Source organism: Paenibacillus sp. 2TAB26 (assembly GCF_052115145.1).
Classification (GTDB): domain Bacteria; phylum Bacillota; class Bacilli; order Paenibacillales; family Paenibacillaceae; genus Pristimantibacillus.
This window is the reverse complement of record NZ_JBFRGC010000019.1, coordinates 18,375-35,446: the sequence shown is the minus strand read 5'-3', so window position 1 is coordinate 35,446 and position 17,072 is coordinate 18,375. Positions and strand designations below refer to the sequence as shown.

12 protein-coding genes are annotated in these 17,072 nt (G+C 45.3%); 6 read left to right on the top strand and 6 right to left on the bottom strand.

Going from position 1 to position 17,072, the window contains the following annotated elements; genetic code table 11:
• Positions 1–84: 84 nt before the first annotated feature.
• Positions 85–669, bottom strand: a complete 585-nt coding sequence (locus AB4Z50_RS21400; RefSeq protein WP_441881892.1) for a GNAT family N-acetyltransferase — start codon at positions 667–669, stop codon at positions 85–87.
• A gap of 175 nt (positions 670–844) precedes the next feature.
• On the opposite strand from AB4Z50_RS21400, the gene pdxR reads away from it, so the two are divergent.
• Both pdxR and AB4Z50_RS21390 read left to right on the top strand, forming a co-directional pair.
• Positions 845–2,350: a MocR-like pyridoxine biosynthesis transcription factor PdxR gene (pdxR, locus tag AB4Z50_RS21395; RefSeq protein WP_441881889.1), complete on the top strand. Its 1,506-nt coding sequence runs from the start codon at positions 845–847 to the stop codon at positions 2,348–2,350.
• A gap of 208 nt (positions 2,351–2,558) precedes the next feature.
• Entirely contained in the window at positions 2,559–3,938 is a 1,380-nt protein-coding gene (locus tag AB4Z50_RS21390) for a VWA domain-containing protein (RefSeq protein ID WP_441881886.1), read from the top strand.
• Positions 3,939–3,990: 52 nt separating this feature from the next.
• Here AB4Z50_RS21390 and AB4Z50_RS21385 read toward each other — a convergent pair whose 3' ends face one another.
• The 4 genes from AB4Z50_RS21385 to AB4Z50_RS21370 all read right to left on the bottom strand — a co-directional run bounded on the left by AB4Z50_RS21385 (position 3,991) and on the right by AB4Z50_RS21370 (position 11,041).
• Positions 3,991–5,136 carry a low temperature requirement protein A gene (locus AB4Z50_RS21385; RefSeq protein WP_441881883.1) on the bottom strand — a complete coding sequence of 382 codons (1,146 nt, stop codon included), beginning with the start codon at positions 5,134–5,136 and terminating at the stop codon, positions 3,991–3,993.
• 167 nt (positions 5,137–5,303) lie between these two features.
• Positions 5,304–5,765, bottom strand: a complete 462-nt coding sequence (locus AB4Z50_RS21380) for a GNAT family N-acetyltransferase (RefSeq protein ID WP_441881880.1) — start codon at positions 5,763–5,765, stop codon at positions 5,304–5,306.
• 130 nt (positions 5,766–5,895) lie between these two features.
• Positions 5,896–8,025 (bottom strand): GMC family oxidoreductase, encoded by a 2,130-nt coding sequence (locus AB4Z50_RS21375; RefSeq protein WP_441881877.1) that lies wholly within the window; start codon positions 8,023–8,025, stop codon positions 5,896–5,898.
• 421 nt (positions 8,026–8,446) lie between these two features.
• Positions 8,447–11,041 carry a GH116 family glycosyl-hydrolase gene (locus tag AB4Z50_RS21370; RefSeq protein ID WP_441881874.1) on the bottom strand — a complete coding sequence of 865 codons (2,595 nt, stop codon included), beginning with the start codon at positions 11,039–11,041 and terminating at the stop codon, positions 8,447–8,449.
• A gap of 143 nt (positions 11,042–11,184) precedes the next feature.
• Between AB4Z50_RS21370 and AB4Z50_RS21365 the strand changes: the two genes are divergently transcribed.
• Entirely contained in the window at positions 11,185–12,060 is an 876-nt protein-coding gene (locus tag AB4Z50_RS21365) for an AraC family transcriptional regulator (RefSeq protein WP_441881871.1), read from the top strand.
• A 31-nt stretch (positions 12,061–12,091) separates the two neighbouring features.
• On the opposite strand, the gene AB4Z50_RS21360 is transcribed toward AB4Z50_RS21365, so the two are convergent.
• Complete coding sequence (locus AB4Z50_RS21360; protein ID WP_441881868.1) at positions 12,092–13,291, bottom strand: hypothetical protein; 1,200 nt, start codon at positions 13,289–13,291, stop codon at positions 12,092–12,094.
• Positions 13,292–13,528: 237 nt separating this feature from the next.
• On the opposite strand from AB4Z50_RS21360, the gene AB4Z50_RS21355 reads away from it, so the two are divergent.
• The 3 genes from AB4Z50_RS21355 (at position 13,529) to AB4Z50_RS21345 (ending at position 17,008) form a co-directional block, all read left to right on the top strand.
• Entirely contained in the window at positions 13,529–14,485 is a 957-nt protein-coding gene (locus AB4Z50_RS21355; protein ID WP_076270575.1) for an ABC transporter permease, read from the top strand.
• A gap of 12 nt (positions 14,486–14,497) precedes the next feature.
• The gene (locus AB4Z50_RS21350; protein WP_076270576.1) at positions 14,498–15,427 is read left to right on the top strand and encodes a carbohydrate ABC transporter permease; all 930 of its coding nucleotides are present in this window, start codon (positions 14,498–14,500) and stop codon (positions 15,425–15,427) included.
• A gap of 87 nt (positions 15,428–15,514) precedes the next feature.
• Positions 15,515–17,008, top strand: a complete 1,494-nt coding sequence (locus AB4Z50_RS21345) for an ABC transporter substrate-binding protein (protein ID WP_441881864.1) — start codon at positions 15,515–15,517, stop codon at positions 17,006–17,008.
• Positions 17,009–17,072: the final 64 nt, after the last annotated feature.

Sequence of the window (17,072 nt, the reverse complement as noted above, 5' to 3'; positions counted from 1 at the left end):
TATACATTTGTATACAAACGGTTTATGTATACAAATGTATACCGACTCGAAGTGAGCTGTCAAGAAATTACTTGTTTACCATTTTTATTTAGAGAGATAAGACTCCAGCCTTGCCTTAACCGACGGCCATTCCTGATTCGTAATGCTGTACATTACTGTATCGCGAATATAGCCGTCACTTAACACGCGATGGTTGCGCAGCACCCCTTCTCGAATGCCACCGATGCGCTCAATAGCTGCCTGTGACCTCGTATTACGAAGATCCGCTTTAAGCTGTACTCTGATCATGTTGTGATTGTCGAATGCTTCGCGCAGCAGCAAATATTTGCATTCGGTATTCACCCTTGTCCGCCAAACGCTGGGGTTCATCCAGGTGTAGCCGATTTCCAAACCGCGATGCTCTGCTGAAATATCGAAAAATCGGGTACTCCCAACAATTTTATTCTGTACCTGATCCCATATAACAAAAGGAATGCAGGTTCCCGCTGCCTCTTCTTTTTTGGCTTGCCCAATATACTGCTCGGCATCAGCTAACGAAGAAATCCCTTTCAAAGACACACCCCAAATCGGTGTGTCCTTTGCCGCTTCCAGCAGCATGTCAGCATGATGCTCCTCCAACAAGGTCAGCTTTGCGCGCGTTCCTTGCAATGTGTTTTTTTCTGTATTCATTACCGTGACCTCCGATTTTATATAAGAATAGTATCTCTGTTATGGTGTGGATTCCGTATTGCTTGTTTACTTGAAATGTGAGATTGTTGTCATTATATGATGCATATCGGATTAGTAATAGATCCATTTTCGATCCATTTCATTAGACCACTTTAGAAACGGCAGGTAAGCAAACATGACTATTTATTTAGCTTTAGAGCCGTATAAGGAACGTTACACCACCAAATATGAGATGTTGTACCATGCGCTGCGGGATGCTTTGATGGAAGGCAAGCTTGTCCATGGGGATAAGCTTCCTTCTAGCCGGGAACTAGCGAGGATGTATGGATTTTCACGCGGTACAGTTTCGAATGTACTTGAAGCACTCGCAGCTGAAGGCTATGTGGCTCCCATGACCGGCAGCGGAACATACGTTAGTTATCAGACTACGAACCTTTCTTTGCTCCCTTTTGCCAAGAGAGAAATACAATTGTCTGAATGGGGGGAGCGGATTGCAGGCATGGCAGTTCATGTCAGGGAAACAGATACCCACATTGATGGGACGGATAGCCATCAGACATTAGTAAATGATGGTTCAGAGCATTCAAAATGTTCCGAGAAAATATCCTTTCAACTGGGAATAACCGACATGAGCTCGTTTTCGAAGGAAGACTGGAATCGGTGCCTGTATGATGAAACAAGGAAAATGACAGAAAAAGCTAATATCGATGCACACAAGCCGCTTGGTGTGGAAACTTTGCGCGAAGCCATCGCTAAGCATCTTCAGCGCTATCGGGGTATTGTTGCTAATTCGGAGCAAATTGCGATCGTAAACGGATCGATGCAAGCAATTGCCTTGTTGACACAGCTTTTAGCAGGCTCTGGGGATGCCGTCGTAGCCGAAAGCCCCGGTTATTATGGGATTCGGAAAGCTGTGCTTGCTTCAGGAGCAATGTTGATTGAAGGTGAAGTTGACGATCAAGGACTAGTTCCGCAACCGTGGAATGCCAAGCTGCTTTTTGTTACACCGAATCGCCAATACCCAACGGGGGCTGTGTTGAACATGGAGCGAAGGCAGCAGCTGCTCCAATGGGCCGCTGATCAGAGTGCATTTATCGTCGAGGATGAATATGACAGTGAATTCCGCCACCGAGGCAAACCGATTGAGACGCTCAAAAGTTTGGAAACTTCAGCTGATCTCGTCATATACACAGGAACATTTTCCAAAACGATGATGACGGATATAAGGCTTGGTTTTGTTGTTCTGCCGAGAGTTTTAGTCGTGCCCTTTGCTAGAGCAAAGGCGTTATATGAGCCGCATCCAAGCGCAATTCTTGAGCAGCGGGCACTCGCCTCGTTCATGAATAGCGGGCTGTATGAACGGCATTTGAGACGAATGAAGCGAATATACAGCCACAAATTCACTCTTTTGCGCGACGCGTTGAAACGATTGACCATTCCGATTCGCTGGGTTGAGGGAGATGCAGGTTTGCATATATTCGGTTGGTGGACAGGAGCACAAGAGGATTATGATGCTTTTGAGAAGGCTTGCAGGGAAGCAGGCGTCGAGTGGGTGAAAGATCGAACGAACCGTAATCGGATTGGCATAAGCCTCGGCTTTTCCCACCTCACTGACGATGATTTGACAGTCGGGATAGAAAGAATGAGCAAAGCTTGGAAGCACATAGAATCAACATTTTAAATTCCAACAACCAAACCCATTCTCACCGGACACCAAACCAAGCTAATCAGATTGATTGTTAAGCATGGATAATCTATTAAATTACACCTATCTATTAAAATAGTTCTCTATTCAAACCTATGATATAATTCAACCATTACAGCGTAAGGTTTCCATAATATGCAGGTTATCCCTCACATTCTCAGTACGAGACAAGGAGAGTGAACGTATGAGTACTTCTACGATTAAATTAATAACAGGCGCTAATGCTCCACTTGGCGAGGCGGCCACAGTGAAGGTTTCCATTTCCTGCAAGAATTCGCCAGCAGAGCTCGATGTCAGCTGCTTTATGGTAGGCTCTGACGGTAAAGTTTCATCCGATGATTATTTCGTATTTTATAACCAGCCTGCGGATCCCGGGCGCATCGTGCAATTCACTCCACAAGACAAATGGAATAGTGAATTTATCATTAATCTTACAGCCCTCCAGTCATCGAAGGTTCAAAAATGCGTATTTGCGATCACCCTTGATGGACCAGGAACGTTCGCAGATGTAAAGGGATGCCAAATCACTGCCGAAACCTCGGTGAATAAAGTTGTATATGAAATAACAGAAGGAAATGCTGAAACCTCACTAGTGCTCGCCGAGCTGTACCTGCATTCAAGCGGCTTTAAGCTTCGTGCGGTTGGCAAAGGTTTCCACGGTGGTTTGAAACCGCTCGCAGAAGCTCATGGCGTAAACGTTGCTGAGGAAGAAGATACAAGCAGTCCCCCATCCCCTGCAGTTCCGACGATTCAAGCCGATCAAGCACGCTCAAAAGCTGTATCCGAAATCAAAGCTGCACGCTCAAAAGCTGTATCCGAAATCAAAGCTGCACGCTCAGGCGCAGCGAGTTCCTCGGCAAGTGCTGCGCCATCTAAAATTAATTTGAACAAAATTGATTTGTTGAAGCAAAAGGTGGCTATATCGCTTCGCAAAAAAAATATCGATCAGCAAAAAGCACGCGTAGCTGTTATATTCGACGCCTCTGGATCCATGTATGCTCTCTACGAAAAAGGCGTCGTGCAGCGAGCCTTTGAGCGGGTACTTGCAGTTGCTGCAAGCATGGATGACGATGGCATGATGGATGTCTGGTTCTTTGCCTCGAAGAGTCAACGAATGAAGAGCGTAAACGAAAATGAATACGAAAATTACGTTAAAAATACATATCCGGCCCCTCGCCTATTTGGTGGACTCGGCGCTGGTAATAATGAACCTCTCGTTATGGCCGATATAATCAAGAAGTATACACAAGAAGAGCCTTCAAAAATGCCAACCTATATAGTCTTCTTCAGTGATGGCGGCATCTATGAAACGAAGAAAATTTCGAAGCTGCTTATTGATAGCTCCGGTCAAAATATATTTTGGCAATTTGTCGGCCTCGGTAATGCCGACTTCGGCGTGCTGCGTAAGCTCGATGATTTGAGGGGACGAGTACTCGATAACGCCGATTTTTTTGCGCTGGATGATTTGGACCAAGTTAGTGACGAGGATCTGTATGATCGACTATTCAATGAATACCCGCAGTGGCTGAAAGATGCTCGGGCCAAAGGTATCATCAGCCCATAGCAAGCAGCAGACAAGTCGATAGTCATGAGCACCGTTCAGCAATGATCCGTGCTCATGGCTTTTTCACGTTTTGCGTTGTTAATTTTGCATATACAACAAAAAACACCATCACTTCTCCAATGATTATGTAATTGGGAAGTACAAGAAACAAATCCACTGTAAAAAAAGCGACTAGCAACCCTAAGAAAAGCATTAAATGTGATATGCCCAATCTTTGATGTTCATGTCTATACTTATGGAAAACTAATGAGGTTGAAAAAAAGTAGAGCAATACAGATCCAAACATATAACCTAACATAAATAAATAATCTAATTGTTTCAAAAATAACAACTGAATCGAAGCTGCGATCATACACATCGATAAATAAATGAATAAATGTCCATAAATAATCGTTTGTCCTGCAGTCTCTATTGATTTGTTTACTTTCTTCTCGACGTTATCAAAATATTGCCACCACATAGCGATGATTAACACAAAAGTAATTAACGCAAATAAGATAGATTGCCACGTCCAGTTGCTGGACTGCAATACAGCTAGTATGCTGATTACGGATTCGCCAAGCAGAATAAGGGTAAACAGTGAGAAGCGTTCTAATAAATGATGAGTATTTACCGGGCTTTTCACTAAATATTTTCGACCGATTAAAGGCAGCAATATGTCTACAGCTATTCCAGCATACAAAACGGCATAACGTATCCACGAGTMAAAAAATAATGATGATGCAGATATGACCAAACCAATCCAAAAGCGACTCCCTAAATACTGAGCAGTGATTTTTTTATGTGCTTCTTCTGTCTTATGTACCGCTAAATATTGAATGGCCGTCATAGCTCTTAAACCAATATAGCCTATTAAAAATGAAACATAATATTGATCAAAATCAACCGATAAGCTAGCCGTCATTATTAATACAAAAAATAATTGTAAAATCAGAAATATTCTGTGAGACAAGACATCTTGTCCGAAGCGATTTACAAAAAGCGACTGCCCCACCCAAGCCCACCAAATCGGAACAAAGATTAAAACGAATTTCCCTAAGTATTCTACTGGAATGGTGCCATTCTCGACATGCAGCAGCACATGAGCTGCTTTTGAAACTGCCGCTACAAAAAGCAGATCATAAAACAGCTCCAGCCAGGTAACCTTCTTTTCAGCAGATCCTTCTTTCTGTTGTAATCCTAATACTTGCTTAATCATGGTTAGTGCTCCTTTTCGATTGGGGTGCTGAACCCCCGCTATCAATCTTTTTAAGTACTAACCTATCTTAGCGGATGTGGACGAATACGAATAGAGAAATCTGATTATTTTCTGATCGAGCAAAAAAAGAAGAGCAGGCTATCGCAGCTCCTGCTCTTATTATAAAATTAAAAATGCTTTTCCATCGCTTCTTCGCAGCGAAAGAAACCATTTTTGGAGTAAAACTGCACACTATTGCTGCTCGGCCAAACCAAAAGGAACTCGACTTTATTTTCTTTTGACCAATGCTCCATGGCCAATTGAATGTCGCTGCCAATTCCTTGATTTCTAAATGCTGGTCGCGTATATACGTTGGTCACGTATCCATAATAAGGGTCCGGGGATTTACCGGGTCTCGGTACCTTATGAATGAGTTGAAGATACATATGTGACACTATGCTTCCTGAATCTTCTGCTACCCAAATATACCAGTCTCCGCTTTTCATTGCTTTAACTAAGAATTCATAACAAGTCTGATGGAACTCCTCGTAGTTTAGTGTAATATCGCAGTTCTCCTCTTCCGAGAACTCCCAGCGCATTCGAACAAGTTCATCGATATCTTCCAGGGTAGCAAGGCGTATAATGGACATGATTACCTCCCTTTTTTGAACTTCACAGATGCAGTTCTTCCACTACGCTTCTCTGATAGCAAGATGACCATCCGAGGGTTTAGCGAGTCTTTTATGATTCGTTTTTTTACTATGCTTCTCTAATTTTTCGCTACCCTTGTTTCACGAGGTTCTCTGCAGTACGGAAAGCTAAAGCCATGATCGTCAACACCGGGTTAACACCGCCATTTGTTACGTGAACAGATCCGTCGCTCACCCAGAGATTGTCGTATCCATGTACACGACCTGAGGGATCAGTGACGGAAGTAGAAGGGTCATTGCCCATGCGAAGTGTACCTGCCTGATGCTGTCCGGCGCTAAGCCCGCCACCTGCCCGAGTTTGCCAAACTTCACTTGCCCCAGCAGCCCAGAGCCACTTCTCTGCTTGCTCTCCCAGCATGGCTGATGCTCGCAGCGACTCAGGATGGACGCTACCCGAGAGCTGAGAAACAGGTATGCCAAAGCGATCCTTTACCGCATTCGATAGCCGCACTCGGGATTCCGCGCTCGGGATCTCTTGGATCGGCCCCTGAATTTGGCTGGTGCGCAAGAAGCTCTGCCGCATGGTTTCCTTGCCTGCGCTCCCCCATCGCGCCGCATTCGGGGCAAGCGCTCGATACCAGTGAATAAGCGGCAACCGAGTGAACTCGTTGGCAAGCAACCCTCCCCCGATAATGCCCTCGTTACTATGGTCAAAGCGGAAAGTAGCAATGCTCACTCCCGGACCAAGACCGTCTTGAATCGGTTCATCAAAGAGGCCGTAAGCACCAGAGTAGACATGGCCTTGAAGGTTTCTTCCTACTTGTCCGCTCCGATTGCCGATTCCATCCGGTTCTAATTCCGTTGCCGAGTTGAGTAGGAGGCGTGCGCTTTCGATAGCTCCGGCGGCAACTACAACATGCCCCGCACGTATTATCCGTCGCTGGATTGAGCCCTCCAATTGCTGCACGAGACGAACCCCAGTAGCATGTTTTCCACCCTCGGTTTCAATGCGCTCCACCGTAGTATCACAGATCAGGTCGCAGTTACCGGTTGCGAGAGCCCTCACTAACATCGTATTATGCCCGCCATTCTTGCTATTGGTCGGGCAGGCAAATCCAACACACTGTCCGCACCGGCCGCAAGCTGGCCGACCGTCCCTATCAACGGAGTTGATGAGCAGCGGCACCGGACCTGCTTCCCATCCCAACTTTTCTGCTGCTCTAGCTAGACGTTCTGCCTCCAGCGTACGTGACAGCGCTGGCATTGGATAATCCTGTCGTCGCTTCCCGCGTCCAGAATGGGCATTCCCATCACCAGAGACGCCAACTTCCCACTCGGCTCGCATGTAATACGGTTCAAGTTCTTCATAGCTAATCGGCCAATCGCTCAGCGAGCTCCCATCTGGTATTCCATAGCGACTCGCCATGCGGAAGTCATCTGGATGAAATCGCCATGCTTGCGCCCCGTAAACCCGTGTCCCTCCACCCAGCGTCATTGCATTATTGTGATAGTCCCCATCAATAGGCGACGTAATTCGCTCATCTCCGCCCGCCAATAGAATCGTACGAGGGCTGCCTTCCATTCCTGGTCCTGTGTTATGACCATATTTGCTAAAGCGATGGTTGCGCAAATGATCACTGCCTACCTGACTGTATCGAAGCCAGCTTCCACGCTCAATAACGAGAACTTGAAGCCCTGATTCAGCTAATACAGCCGCCGCAACCGAGCCGCCTGCGCCAGCACCTATGATGACCACATCATATTGGTCCCGAAGCTGATCGAATTTTTTTTGCGGTAAATCTATTTCTGGGGCCGTGTCAATGCTTTCGGGGACAGGCCCCGGACGAAACCCGATCATTCCCCATGATCTGCCTTCACTATTCCCGCCAAGCTCCGGGCTTCCATAATATCCTTCAACGACCAGACACAATAAAGTGTCAAAGAAACGTTTGGATGAAACAGGCCAGCCGCCAAAAGAATCATGCTCAACGTCGCGCAACAATCGATCCTTCTCATGAGGCGATAGTTCCGAAAAAGGTTGGTCATGGAGAGCTAATGCCTCTGCTTCCAATGCACGAAGTCCTGGTTCTATCAGATCCGTCCAGACAGCGGTATCCTGGGCAGCAATACGTTTCAGGTATGCTATAACTCCTCCATCGGTCGCCGACGGCCATGCATCTCCTGGAATCAATTGATCTGCAACCGCTTCCAAAATTAATAGAAGCTCGCTCGAAATATACTCTTGATCGTCAATCCTCATCGAACCTCCACCACCCATTGGCTTTTAACAGCAGCGTCTTGACTCATCCTCATGCACGCTCCTCCTTTATTTGCACAACGATACCTTAACAGCTTGCTTCACGCAGTCCCCAAGTTCTTATTAAATATAGCTTCATTTCCATATTATACTTTTCACTGAGTTGTTCAAGTGTTTTTCATTCTTTGTTCATTCAAAAATAGTAAACGACTATTCCTAATGATTAAATTTAATATAAAACAAAAAACCACCGTTTTGGAAAACAGTGGTTATAGGCTTAAGTTCGCAAATGCCCATAAACTAGAGCTTTTCTGGATGTTAAAACGCATATCAAGCATACGTACAAATGACGCTTTGGCCGAAATAGTTAACTTAATGAGGTAGGATACGTTCTGTCAGACTGGATAAAACTAACCTCTTGCCCCTAAGCATGCTTAATTACAAGCATATTTCCCTCATCAATGATAATCGGCGGTTCAAAATGAATCCTATCTTCTACGATGATATAAGCCAAACTAGCATCGCCTAATTCGATTTGTTTAATCGTTTCGATTCTATTTTCGGGTAATCCAATCGATTTCAAGACCAGCTTGCCGCCCAGTAATTGTAACTGCGTCTGTGTCTTGCTTTGCTCGTAGACGCCCCAGCCCATATCAAGCGACCATAACGTACAAAACTTATCCAAATCCGACTGAACAGGTTTGAATCCAATCATGCCTTCGACCATGTCATATTCGAAGCCGCTGAAGGCTTGCAGCAAGGAGTAACTTGCCATAGATCTCGCGTAGTTGCTGCCGCATTCGATCTCGTTCCACGGATTGCGTTTTTCGCCGTCGTAACGCTCCCGGATTGCATGAACAATGGAAACCCCCTCATCGATGAAACCCTCTTGAATCATGTGCGCAGCCGCTTGGTATTCGAAGCCGGTCATCGTCTCTGAGTTATAAGTGAGTGGAATCGCCGGCTTATTTCGGCCCTCTGGCCAAGTGCAGATCACGAGTCCGCCCTCGTCGTTAAGAGAGTACAAGCGCCAAGTATTCGCTTCCCGCCTCATGCTGGATTTGAAATTATACCGATACAACGACTTCAAAGCTGTACGCATCTGTTCCTTATCGAAAATTTCGCCCAAACCGCATAAATTAGCGTGCCACTGTGCAATGACTTGATCAATGACGCAGCCTTCCCCAATCTGGTATTTGATTTCCCCTCGTTCATTGTTCCAATACGTGCTGACGGTATCCGTGTCGAATGTATCGAGCAGCGATTTATCCGATAAATCGACTTGTTGCACGTAGTACTCGCCATTGAACAGATGCTCATCGATCCATCGCTTTCCCGATCGAAACAGGCTGTCAAATTCGTCAGCAGTTTCACTCTCACCCAAGAATGCCGCCATCTCCGCTCCCGCTTTAAGGGCCGCTAAGTAAAATCCGCTCAGCCAAGAATTCGGGCCGTATAGCTCCATGTCAAGAGTGTGATGCTGCCTGCCCGACAATACGCCCGTTTTATCTGGATCCCATTTGTCCTCGTTTGTATCGGCCCAAGCGTACATAATGCTTTGCTTGATTTCTGGCCAGACGGACGTAAGCCACTCTGTATTGCCCGATATTTTCCAATCTCGATATACTTTAATAACGCCGCCGAATTGGCCATCCGCGCAAGCACGGGAATCCATCCGCTCGCGTCCGAGCGGGAGCATTAACCGGAATGACATTCTCCCGTCTTCGCGTTTATTGTATTTAAAATCTAAATCCCGCATGCTGCGCTCTAGGCGTGGGAACAGGAATGGCAGAGCATAAGCATAATTCCATACATGCGTACAGGAACCTTCGCAACAGCCAGTATCTTCGATGTTGCCTTCGAATCCATAGAAGGAACCGTCGGTTAGACGTAGTGTTGTTGCCGATTTGACCACGGATAAATTTGCGGACACTGCATCAATGACGACATCTGGCACCGTCGATGAGAACAACGCATCTTTGAACTTAACGGTCTCGCTGTAAAGACGATCCCAATGGTCAAACGCATACTTCGCGCATGCGCTGGAATCCTCAAACAGCGTCGCATAATAATTTTTCCAGCTGTTAGAGCCTAGCGGATTGGGATTCCAATAGTTTTCCACGTTTGGAAAGTTCCAACTGATCGTGAACCGAATCTTTCTCTTTTCTCCGGGTTTCAGCTCAATATGAGCGGCAAGTGATGCCGTGTCTTTGCGAACCAAAGGCGGCTCAGTCACGGGATACTGCCGATTTTGCAAACGTCCTTGCTGCGTGAGGTCATGCCAGAACATCTCGAGATTGTCGCACCAGCCGCCGCGATACCAGAATTCTTGGTAGCTGACATCTGATGCATCAGTTGACAGAGTGATATCGCCGAACTGAGCGTGCGCATCGTCATGCTGGTCAGAGCTTAGCTTAATCATGTGTATGCATTCGCCTTCGGTGCCTTCCATCATGCTGTAGCGGTGATTTACCTTTTCCGTCGGAATGGGGTTGCCAGCCGAGAGGCATAACGTGTACGCAATCGTTTCATGATTTGTATTTTTAATTTCCCACTCAAAAAAAGCCGCGGGAAGACTTGAGTCATCCTCTTGGAGTGGTATGAACGGGTTAAAGGCCACTAATTCGACGCGCCCGGGGAAATCGATTTCCGCGAATGACATGCCTGCCAACGGGAATTCGCCACTGAATTCCACTTCCCGAAAATGCGGCATACCCGCCATCGTCTGGCTTTCAGGTCCGAATCCATATCCGCTATGAAGCGGTGCTCCGCGAAGATGTTCGCCGACATAAGGCGCTTGCAAATCGCCGTTCAACACCCGCGCATCAAGCATTTTCCCCTCCCGCTCCGCCTTTATTGCGAAGTGGCTAAAACCGTTGAAACTCTTCTTGTTTGGACGGTTGAATATTTCCCAGTCCACCAACCGCCCATTGCCCGCAAGACCGATGCTTCCGCTGCCGATTCCTCCAAGCGGAAAACTTATTTCTCTCATTTCAGTACCCTTATACGCCTTTTTCACGCTTATACCCTCCCTTAAGATCATGGTATACTTGAACAACAATCCACCTTCATCTTAATGGAATATAAGCTATATACCTGTATATATAAGATCTATTTTTTATGTATAAAACGATTATTTTATAATGAAAGAGGCAAATTACGATGAGATTAGAGGACTACACTATCGCTCCTTATGTTCGCGAATCAGATTATGCGATCCGTCCACCCTTTTTCTTAGGCGAGCGCGATTTGCTGGATTATATCATTTTTTACGTGCAGGAGGGTTCGTTCGAAATCGAGGTCAACGGTAACGTTCATCTCCTGAATGCAGGAGATCTCTGTTTGCTTCAGCCCGGGGACGTACATACAATCAAAGGCATTACCGATACGATCAATCCTTACGTGCATCTGGATTTCTTTTATAATTCAGAGAAGGATAAGAGCTTTATCACGCGACCAGGACAATTGGACATGTCCCCCTACTCCACCTATTCACAACCTAGATTGCATGAATGCGATTCCTTACTCATTCCATTTAAACTTGAAACTCCGCACTCCGTTAAGCTGCGTGACCTCGTCTTCAAGATCATCGAATGCTGGCAGTCACAAACCTATCTAGGCATCATGGAAGCCAATCAGCTGGCTTATGAATTTCTGACCGTGATTTTCAAAAGTTATATGAAGCCACAAGCTGCCTCGTCATCTCGTCGTCCTTTCTTGAACTGGATTACGTCCTATTTAGCGTTTCGCATCTCAGAACCTATCAATGTTAGCGATATGGCCAAAAGAGCAGACCTTTCTCCCTCTCGATTCACAGTACTATTTAAGAAACAATTCAATATGACACCTTATCAATACTTACTCAACTTGCGTATCCAGCATGCTCAGGAGCTGTTGAAGGAAGGCATGTCCCTGCAGCAGACGAGTGAATATTGCGGTTTCACTGATGTTCATCACTTATCCAAAACTTTCAAGTCCATAGCTGGGGTCAATCCCGGTTATTTCAAAAGGAACTATGATCAGGAACGACGTCATTAACTACATTTGCCGCCCGTACCAATCTTTTTCTTTAACTTGAACCTTTATCCGGTTTTACACCAATAAATACTGGCAAGCTTTTAACCAGCTGGCCTTCCCCAATCTCTCTCGGAAAAAATGCAATGAATAGATCGGATTTGCCCACCCTTTTTCCTGTAAACGAAAGCTGAAACGAATAGCCATTTTGATTAAAACTGTCCATCCACTTACGCATGAGGCCTAGCTTGGCAGCTGTCTCTGGATTCATCATCTGTACATACCCATCAGGAAAGGATATTTCTGGATATTCATAGCGGTATCCCTTAATTTGCGATAGTTGATCCATTCCCGACTGTTTTACTTCGAACTCATACGGCTGCGGTTCACTGTTCCATTCATTCCGGGTATGAGATTGGTTCGACGTGCAAATCAGAATCCCCTGTCCTGGTTCAATTAACCTCTCTTCAAGAGCCGTCCCCCAAAGCAGCACATCAAGTCCAGTAAAGGCTTGCCCTTGATTAATTAGGCCGTATAAAACCTTTGACGAAATGCCAACATCCCCTGCTGCGAAGGAGTTCCAGCTTGAGAATGCCAGTTTGGGTCCATTGATTTCTTCAATATGATCCGTGAAGCGGATCTTGCTGCGCAAATGAAGTACCTTCGTATGTTGGTTAAAATCTGAATCCGTCTCATAACCCCGCATTGCCGCTTCAGTTGGAATATCCAGCAGCTCCGCCGCCAGCACCAGCGCGTCTTCAGCAAAGACCCTTTCTTTCTCCCAAATAGCCTTTAGTTCGGCAGGGTTCACACCAGGTGAACAAACCTCAGCCCATTTTGAAGGCAGCCCATTCCGTTTTCGGGGACGACTCCCCTCGAACATCTCATTGAATAGATTCAAGTCATTGATTATCGTATCGGCCATCCTACCATTCCGGTACAGACGCATGAAGAGCAAGTCGCTATCGTGTACGAGGGAACCAATAGCAGGCACTCCAGCAGATGCCGAGATGGAAGTGCCAAGCGTGTCCATCGCATCCATGTCCTGTTCGTCAAGTCTTTGGTCGTAGACGGAAATCCACCGATCAGAGGAAATCTGCAAAATAAGGGAGCGATCAGCCGATTCAGCGTTGTCTGTTTCCTCATATTCGTCCCCTACCAGCCTATTTCTTACGGCAAGCACCAGTTCTTCGAGCAGCTTTGCGCTATCCTGCACACCGGTGAAAACCTGGATATTTGAAAGAAATGTACCCATTATCCACACTCCTAACTTAACTTTTCAAGCCCATTCACGTAATTATCCATTTATTTTAACACATATTGGAATTAAACCTTGAGTCCATTCTTAAAGTTCTGTAAAACAGAATGATCGAATCTAACGTTTGTTGACTATAGTATCAAGTTTGTTATCTAGAAGCATCAAATCCTCCTATTATACAATGAGCTTAACAAGTGCAACACATCCGAGAAGACACCGAAAGGAGTAAAAGGCATGAAATCGACAGTTGAACTTCAAGATAAAAGAAAGCGCTTACGAATTCGTTGGCACAAGCAGGATACGGAACTCACCCTTTTGGCATTGCCTACAACGATATGGTACATCCTGTTTTGTTTCTTACCTATGTTCGGGATCATTATTGCCTTCAAAAACTTCAAAATTAGCGGCGGGTTTTTGAGCAATGTATTTAATAGTCCTTGGGTAGGCTTCAAAAACTTTGAGTTCTTATTCAAGTCAAATGACGCTTGGATCATTATTCGAAACACCATTGGATACAACATTATTTTTATCGTTCTAGGTATTGTGTTGCCCGTTCTCTTCGCTATTATGATCGGGCTGCTCCACAGCCGCAAAGCAAGTAAAGTCTATCAGACGATGATGTTCCTCCCTTATTTCTTATCTTGGGTTGTCGTATCTGCTGTAGGCTGGGCGTTCCTAAGCTTTGATAAAGGGATTCTTAATCAATTGCTCGTCAACATGGGCGGCGATCCTGTTAACTGGTACATGGAGCCGGCTTACTGGCCGTACATTCTAATTCTCTTAAATGTATGGAAAGGCTTAGGTTATGGCATGGTCATTTATCTGGCAACCATCACAAGCCTTGACAGCACGTACTATGAAGCAGCTGTAATTGATGGCGCTTCCATTTGGCAGCAAACTCGCTTTATTACATTGCCTATGCTCAAACTCGTTATCGTCATGCTGTTCATTCTGTCAGTTGGACGTATATTCTACACCGATTTCGGCTTGTTCTTTCAGGTCACGCGAGATTCCAATTCATTGTTTAACGTGTCTACCACCATCGATGTCATGGTGTATAAACAACTGAAATCCGCTACCTTAGGAATGGCAGCTGCTGCCGCATTCGTACAGTCCGTTCTGGGTTGTGCAACTATTCTAATCGCTAATTGGATTGTTCGTAAAATCGATCCTGATAGCGCGATGATGTAAGGAGGTAAGACCATGTCAACGAGAAGGACTTACGAAACAGGCCTTGAGAAATTCAACCGTACAAGCAACGTTGTAAACCTATTTTTCAACCTGATCTTTATCGTATTGGCGCTGATCTGCGTCATACCCGTAATTGTAGTGCTATCCATTTCACTTTCCAGTGAGGACTCCATACGTGAGACAGGATATCATATATTGCCGGTTGCATTATCAGGCGAAGCATACGCTTATGTGATCAAGCAAGGTACGATGATTTTGCGGGCGCTCGGCGTATCCGCTCTTGTTACGGTGGTTGGTACTGTGCTCGGTATATTTCTTACCACCTCCATGGGTTATGTCCTTTCTCGTCCAAACTACAAACTGAAGGGCTTTCTAACTTGGGTCGTTTTCATTCCTATGATATTCAATGGCGGTCTGGTTTCCAGCTACTTCATTAATACTAATCTATTAGGACTAAAAGATAGCGTCTGGGCACTTATTCTGCCGCTTGCCGTCTCTTCATTTAACGTTATCATTTGTAAAACCTTCTTTAAAAGCACGATTCCCGACGGGCTGATTGAATCTGCTGAAATTGATGGTGCGAGCCAGCTGCGAATCTTTTTCTCCATCATTCTGCCGATTTCCTTGCCGGTCATTGCAACCATTGGACTATTTCTCTGCTTCTCTTATTGGAATGACTGGTTTCAATCGATGTTATACATCAACAACCAGAACCTATATTCTTTGCAGGCACTGCTTAACAGCTTGATGAGCAATGTCGATGCGCTTGCCAAAAATGCTGCAAGTATGGGCGTAAGCTATGCCGTGCTCGTCGCAACGATGCCGAAGGAATCTGCCCGCATGGCTGTAGCGATTATCATTGTTCTGCCTGTAGCCTTCGCCTATCCGTTCTTCCAGAAATATTTCATTTCCGGGTTAACGATTGGCGCAGTCAAAGGATAATCAACGAAATAAACCAAGCCTGCTTGGTTTATGATAGATCACTGTACAACGCTTACGGTGACACAACTTCAATAAGGGGGAAATGAAATGAAGAAATCTTGGAAGTTCATCTCTACGCTTTGTATTCTCACACTACTGGTGAGTGGCTTAGCAGCCTGCTCCGGCTCAAACTCTCCAGCTGCAACAAATGCTCCGTCAACGACAGACGCACCAAAGGACAGCGAAACACCAAGCAAGGATATTCCGACGCTCATCTGGTGGACGATCGGCGGCCAAGTGCCTAATAACTTCGGCAAAGCGATTGATGCTATGAATGAATATACAGCGGAGAAGATTGGTGTGAAAATTGACATCAAAGTAGCCAGCTGGGGTGAATGGGATACCAAAATCAACACAATTGTAAATACTGGCGAACCCTTCGACATTATGTTCACAAACAGCGGTAAATACAGCAAGCAAGTGGCTATGGGAGCTTTTGCCGATATCACTGATTTAGTTCAAAGTGATGCGCCTGACTTATACAAATTGATTCCTGAAAAGGTTTGGGATGGCACAAAAATTGGCGGCAAATATTATTCCGTTCCTACTTATAAAGATTCGGCACTAACGCAATATTGGGTGTACGATGATAAATACGTGCAAAAGTACAATATTGATATCAACAACATCAAAACCCTGCAGGATCTTGATCAACCGCTTCACAACATCAAGTCCGGCGAAGGCAAGAGCTTCTACCCATTGCCGATGACGCAAGGTGAAGGCTTGAATGGTTTCTTTAACAATTATGATGATTTAACGCTAGGCTTCACTCCAGTTGGCGTAAAAGCTGACGATGCATCACGCACGGTTGTTTCTGTTCTTGAGCAGCCTGATGTTATGGCCGATCTGAAGCTCCTGCATAAATGGTACCAAGATGGCATCATCAACCCAGATGCTCCGACTAAAACAGAGAATGATAAAGGCAGACCATTCTTTGCTGCTCAGGCATTTCCAGGTGCAGAAGTAAGCTGGCAAATCAATGATGCTGTTGAAAAATATGATATGGTTCAACACTTTGGCCCTATTTATACAACAAGCACGATCCAAGGCTCCCTGAATGCGATTTCTGCGAATTCGAAATATAAGAAAGAAGCATTGAAGTACCTCGAATTAGTCAATACTGATCCAAAACTACGCAATATGCTTGCATTCGGCGAGCTAGACGTAGATTACAAAAATGTGGATGGCGAAAAGGTTATCGAGCGTACTTCTGATACTTGGCCGCTGGCTGCATACTCCCAAGGTACATTCTTTAATCTAGCAGTTACCAAAGGTGCTCCTGAGGATCAATGGGATCAAGTTAAAAAGCTGAATGACGCAGCGACATCCTCCACTGTGCTAGGTTTCGCACTGGACATCAGCAATCTTCAGACTGAAGTGGCAAATTGCCAATCCGTATGGGATAAATACAAATATGAACTCATTACAGGCGCATCCGATCCGGAGAAAATGATTCCGAAAATTACTGCTGAATTAAAGTCTGCTGGTATGGATACGATTATGAAAGCGGCTCAAGAGCAAATTAATAACTACTTCAAGTAAGTTAAGTAAGTTAAATAAGCATCCCCTATTGAGACACTCTGTATGGGATGCTTATTTCTTGCTA

Excerpts from the sequence above, each read along its gene's own strand:
- AB4Z50_RS21400 (WP_441881892.1), bottom strand. The coding sequence starts at position 669 with ATGAATACAGAAAAAAACACATTGCAAGGAACGCGCGCAAAGCTGACC.
- pdxR (WP_441881889.1), top strand. The coding sequence starts at position 845 with ATGACTATTTATTTAGCTTTAGAGCCGTATAAGGAACGTTACACCACC.
- AB4Z50_RS21390 (WP_441881886.1), top strand. The coding sequence starts at position 2,559 with ATGAGTACTTCTACGATTAAATTAATAACAGGCGCTAATGCTCCACTT.
- AB4Z50_RS21380 (WP_441881880.1), bottom strand. The coding sequence starts at position 5,765 with ATGTCCATTATACGCCTTGCTACCCTGGAAGATATCGATGAACTTGTT.
- AB4Z50_RS21375 (WP_441881877.1), bottom strand. The coding sequence starts at position 8,025 with ATGAGGATTGACGATCAAGAGTATATTTCGAGCGAGCTTCTATTAATT.
- AB4Z50_RS21365 (WP_441881871.1), top strand. The coding sequence starts at position 11,185 with ATGAGATTAGAGGACTACACTATCGCTCCTTATGTTCGCGAATCAGAT.
- AB4Z50_RS21360 (WP_441881868.1), bottom strand. The coding sequence starts at position 13,291 with ATGGGTACATTTCTTTCAAATATCCAGGTTTTCACCGGTGTGCAGGAT.
- AB4Z50_RS21355 (WP_076270575.1), top strand. The coding sequence starts at position 13,529 with ATGAAATCGACAGTTGAACTTCAAGATAAAAGAAAGCGCTTACGAATT.
- AB4Z50_RS21350 (WP_076270576.1), top strand. The coding sequence starts at position 14,498 with ATGTCAACGAGAAGGACTTACGAAACAGGCCTTGAGAAATTCAACCGT.
- AB4Z50_RS21345 (WP_441881864.1), top strand. The coding sequence starts at position 15,515 with ATGAAGAAATCTTGGAAGTTCATCTCTACGCTTTGTATTCTCACACTA.